This is a genomic window from Methylophaga sp. UBA2689, from assembly GCA_002354555.1.
Taxonomy (GTDB): domain Bacteria; phylum Pseudomonadota; class Gammaproteobacteria; order Nitrosococcales; family Methylophagaceae; genus Methylophaga.
Genome location: DELT01000084.1, coordinates 3129 through 7303, shown reverse-complemented (window position 1 = coordinate 7303; position 4175 = coordinate 3129). Strand labels below are relative to the sequence as shown.

The following is a 4175-nucleotide window of genomic DNA, read 5'->3' as shown; positions in this document are numbered from 1 at the left end:
GCACAAGGTGGAAGGCGTGATCAATATCAGCCACTTACTTCGCAATTAACCTCCAGTGTCTATCCAAATGCGGTGATTAAACAGTTACTGAAATGGTATCCGTTTACCGATATTTATATTGCGGATCTGGATGCAATAGAATGTAAAAACATCGATAAAGCGTTTTATTTGCAACTGCACCAGTTATTTCCACAATTAACCATCTGGTTGGATGCGGGAATCCGTACTCTGAATGACTGGCAGGACTGGTGTGATATTCCGAATATTAAGCCGGTATTGGGAAGTGAGACTCTGCAGGATCTTCAATTGTTAAACACGTTGCAACCCACGGAATTTATATTATCTCTGGATTTTCGGCAGGGGCAGTTATTGGGTCAATATGATTTGTTAACGCAGGTAGATTTATGGCCTGACACTATCATTGTGATGAGTCTGGATACCGTGGGGATGGATAATGGGCCAGATGAAAAGTTATTGAATACAATTCAAAAGATTAAGCCTGGTGCGCAATTAATTGCGGCGGGAGGTGTGCGTGGGGAAGAAGATTTAATGCATCTGGCAAAAAAACAAATCAAAGGAGCTTTGATTGCCAGTGCTTTACACAAAGGCAGACTTGGCGTCGATACAATACGCCAGATAATGAACTGAAAATGCCGCCCCGAAGGGCGGCATTTACATCAGTCTAAAACTTACTTAGCACCAAATGGGTGTTCAGAAGCTTTGTATTGTGCAACAACGTCAGCCGCTTTAGGCTCACGAGCTACTGCACGTTTGATAGCTTCTTTAGTTGCACGGTAGTTCCAGTCCTGGATTTTCTCATCACTGTCAGCAGTTGGTGAGATAAATACACCAACGCAAATGAAGCAATCATCAGCTTCACTGAGAGGGATGGTGCCATCTTCAACACACTCAGCAACGGCAACAGAAACACCACGTTGTGCAGGGCCAAACATTTGCACTGCTTGTTTCATGTTTTTGATGGTTACTTTATTGAACATAACGGTAGCTGGTTTGACCATCAGGTTAGGTGCAACCACAGCCAACAGGCCGTTAACACCTTGTTTCTGGTCGGTCATAGTGCGGCAGAAAGCATCTTCTGCTGCTGAACCACGTGGGCCCATTAATAAATCAATGTGAGCAACGTTGTCTAAGTCACCATCTTCAATGACTAAGGATTCACCTACAAGTACGCGATCGATAACTGGCATGTTATATTTTCCTGTTCCAAAAAAATTGTCAAAAAGGCTCATTTTTTCCTCAACCTTTTTATGCGAGATTGAGGTTTATACGTAATAAAGGAACGTATCACCTGCTCAGTGCCGCCCGCTATAAGCATCGTGCTACTGAAATTCGGTTTGAATCAAACGCCTGCTCAAACGCAAATAGCAGCAATGCTGCTGCAGTCATATCTGCGGAGGTTCCGGGATTTATGGCGTGACTCTTTAATTCGTGATCCCAGACGGTCAGCTCAGTTGTTGAATTGCTTAAGGGTCTATTTTTATTCATTTTTAAAATAAATAACTGTGCCTTCTGTGCCACTGTCTGGGCGATATGCCGGGATTGCTTTCTGATAATTAACGTATCCGGCACACGTGCTAGTAAGTAAAGATACGCGATTGTGGTGGCCCATTCAACCTTTTCCCCACATTTCAGCGCTTCTGTCAATTGTTTATAGCCGATATCCCATACTTGCTGGTAGTTATTTACGTATTGCAAGGCGATTGTGTCTCGATTCTGCGCTAATACCATCGCTTTTCGCAGGGTTACCGTTGGCTGTTGATGTATGTCCTCTTCAGCTTGCTGACCCATACCGCCAGCATCAGCCAACCGAATCGCTTCATAACACAGCCGGGCATCTTCAATGGTTAAAGCCGTCAGGGTCTTTTCAAGCTCTGAGGATAGTTGATCAAAGCTGGAACATCGCTGAATTGCATCACATAACGGGGCAAATAATAATACGATACCAAGGTTGGTATTACAGTTGACGACCTTACGGGTGGCTACAATGGACTGCAAAATCCGTTCGCCAACGTTTAGATTGTGTTGCGCCATTACCGGAGCAATTGCTGCAGCGCTGGAGAGAAAGTCCTGTACAGCCATATTATGTCCGTCACTCCAGACATTTACATTGCCAGGTTTTGGAGCGTTGACTTCCTGCTCACAGGCCCAGCGGACACTGTCAGCAATCTGTTGGTCAGCTAGCATGTTCGGGGAGGGATACCTGTCTGGTTTGCTGAATATGAGAAGCAACCATTGATGCCAGTCGAGCAGCAATATCAATACCTGTTGCCTGATATAAGCCTTTCCAGGCTGGTACGCTATTGACTTCCAATACACTGAATTGGCCTTGCGGATCCTGAATCAGATCGACGCCCGCATAAGGTGCTTCCACCGCAGCAGTTGCTCTGATAGCAAGTTGTGCCATTTCATGGGTCACGGTACTGGCAAAACAGCTGGCACCTTGAGCAAAGTTGGTGATCCAATGATTCGAGCGACGTGTCATGGCAGCAATGACTTCACCATTGACCACCATCAAGCGCCAGTCCTGCCAGCAACTGGTTTGAGTCGGTGCCACATAATGTTGAAGATAATAAGCCTCACCAACTACTGAGAGATTATCCAGTTGTGCTAACTCTTCAAGTAGCTGAATGCCTTTCCCCTGACAACCAAATAACGGTTTCACGACCAGGCTGAAGCCTTTGGCAAATTCTTCGCGGGCAATCTGTAATGCCTGTTCACGGCTTTCGCAAGCCCAGGTATGTGGCGAAGGGATATTCGCCAGATGGAGTCTTAATGACGTTCGCGCTTTATCGACTGTGAGTTCAATGGCATGGGCGGGATTCAGAACCGGCACACCTAATTCGGCAAGGGTATGCAATACATCCATGCGCAAAGTAATTTGTTCGAGGCTTCCGGGTGCGATGCCTCTGACCAACACAGCATCAGGCAATGTCGTTTCAAACTGCGGAATCACCATACCTGTTGGACTGCGGGTATCGATCCGGCATTCCGCCAGATCGATAAGCACCGTTTCAATATTTAAGTCAGCCAGTGCTTCAGTCAGCTGAGCACTATGCCACCCGTGAGTATCATTAAAAACAGCAACGCGGGCGCTAGGCATAGTCAATCATTAAAGTCCGAAAGACTGCTTCAATAAGTCGGCATTCAATTCACCTGCAGTGAAGCTTTTCCCGGTTTGGGTGCTGGTGATAATGACTTTTGCCGGACTGAAAAGCATCGGATCAATTTTGAAAAAGTCATATTCGTAAGATTTGAAAATCTGACCGAACGGGCGACCATAATCAGACGATGTATTGCTGGGCATTTTCTCGGCAAGTTCTTGTGCTTCATCATTGGTACTGTTCACAAAAAGATGCACGGTACCGCCATACAGAATAGCGTCGTTGGTTCGGCCCATGCCGGTCATAAAATCACCACCGGGTGGTGCCACAGGCGTGGTTCCAAAACCATCCACAATTTTATCCATCGGGAAGTGCAGGGTATGGGCTTTATGCATGGCCACTTCCAGTACACGAATGGCAATTTGCATTACCCCCGCCAGACTGGTGGTTGGCGTCAGAATTAACGTCAGGTTCTCAGGTTTGATGCCACAGTTATCAGCAACTTTATCGGCAATTTCGACGGGGGGCATGCTATCCACTTCCAACACGATAACCGTTGAATCTGCTTTATCCTGATAGCCAAATTCCTTGAATAATTCTTCCCGCGCAGCAAGTGCACGACCTGGCCCGGAGCCCAGGGCAAAAAATTTCACATCTTCACTTTTGTGAGAGAGACTCCAGCCCGCATATTGACTGCCAAGACAACTTAATACCGGCGTTTTTGCATGAACATTCACTGACCAAGGCCAATCGTTAAAACCGCTGGTACTGCCGAGAGTTGCGGTACCCAGTCCACCCATGCAGATTTCTCCAATCAGTCGACCCGCTTCCAGACCACCGGTAGCCTTAATACCTGCATCAACGACGCGTGTACCATTGGATAAATGACTGATTTCCAATTGCAGGGCTTGAGCATTGTCGATTAATTTATCAACCAGTGGCTTACTGGCGGCGTTCACACTGGTCCAGTTGGCGGAGATTTGACTGCTCATGAAAAGATCCTGTCTGATAAAAAATGAAAATAGTATACGTTATGCATTGGGCGCTGTAATG

5 protein-coding genes are annotated in these 4175 nt (G+C 46.4%); 1 reads left to right on the top strand and 4 read right to left on the bottom strand.

The annotated features are described in order from the left end of the window. Positions 1-648 (top strand): HisA/HisF-related TIM barrel protein (locus tag B3M51_RS10110; RefSeq protein WP_292758875.1); only part of this gene is annotated, 648 nt, incomplete at its 5' end. 41 nt (positions 649-689) lie between these two features. Here B3M51_RS10110 and fae read toward each other — a convergent pair. The 4 genes from fae to mch all read right to left on the bottom strand — a co-directional run bounded on the left by fae (position 690) and on the right by mch (position 4114). Continuing rightward, a complete protein-coding gene (fae, locus tag B3M51_RS10105; protein WP_014705284.1) occupies positions 690-1208 on the bottom strand; it encodes a formaldehyde-activating enzyme in 519 nt (172 codons plus the stop codon). A gap of 118 nt (positions 1209-1326) precedes the next feature. Continuing rightward, the gene (locus tag B3M51_RS10100) at positions 1327-2205 is read right to left on the bottom strand and encodes a triphosphoribosyl-dephospho-CoA synthase (protein ID WP_292482650.1); all 879 of its coding nucleotides are present in this window, start codon (positions 2203-2205) and stop codon (positions 1327-1329) included. Further along, positions 2195-3121, bottom strand: coding sequence for a RimK family alpha-L-glutamate ligase (locus B3M51_RS10095; RefSeq protein WP_292482648.1), 927 nt, complete (start codon positions 3119-3121; stop codon positions 2195-2197). Before B3M51_RS10095 ends, B3M51_RS10100 begins: the two co-directional genes overlap by 11 nt. Positions 3122-3130: 9 nt before the next feature. After that, positions 3131-4114: a methenyltetrahydromethanopterin cyclohydrolase gene (gene mch, locus B3M51_RS10090; RefSeq protein ID WP_292482646.1), complete on the bottom strand. Its 984-nt coding sequence runs from the start codon at positions 4112-4114 to the stop codon at positions 3131-3133. Positions 4115-4175: the final 61 nt, after the last annotated feature.

What these genes read in the sequence shown, in the direction of transcription:
- fae (WP_014705284.1), bottom strand. Translation starts at nt 1,208, where the DNA reads ATGCCAGTTATCGATCGCGTACTTGTAGGTGAATCCTTAGTCATTGAA.
- mch (WP_292482646.1), bottom strand. Translation starts at nt 4,114, where the DNA reads ATGAGCAGTCAAATCTCCGCCAACTGGACCAGTGTGAACGCCGCCAGT.
- B3M51_RS10100 (WP_292482650.1), bottom strand. Translation starts at nt 2,205, where the DNA reads ATGCTAGCTGACCAACAGATTGCTGACAGTGTCCGCTGGGCCTGTGAG.
- B3M51_RS10095 (WP_292482648.1), bottom strand. Translation starts at nt 3,121, where the DNA reads ATGCCTAGCGCCCGCGTTGCTGTTTTTAATGATACTCACGGGTGGCAT.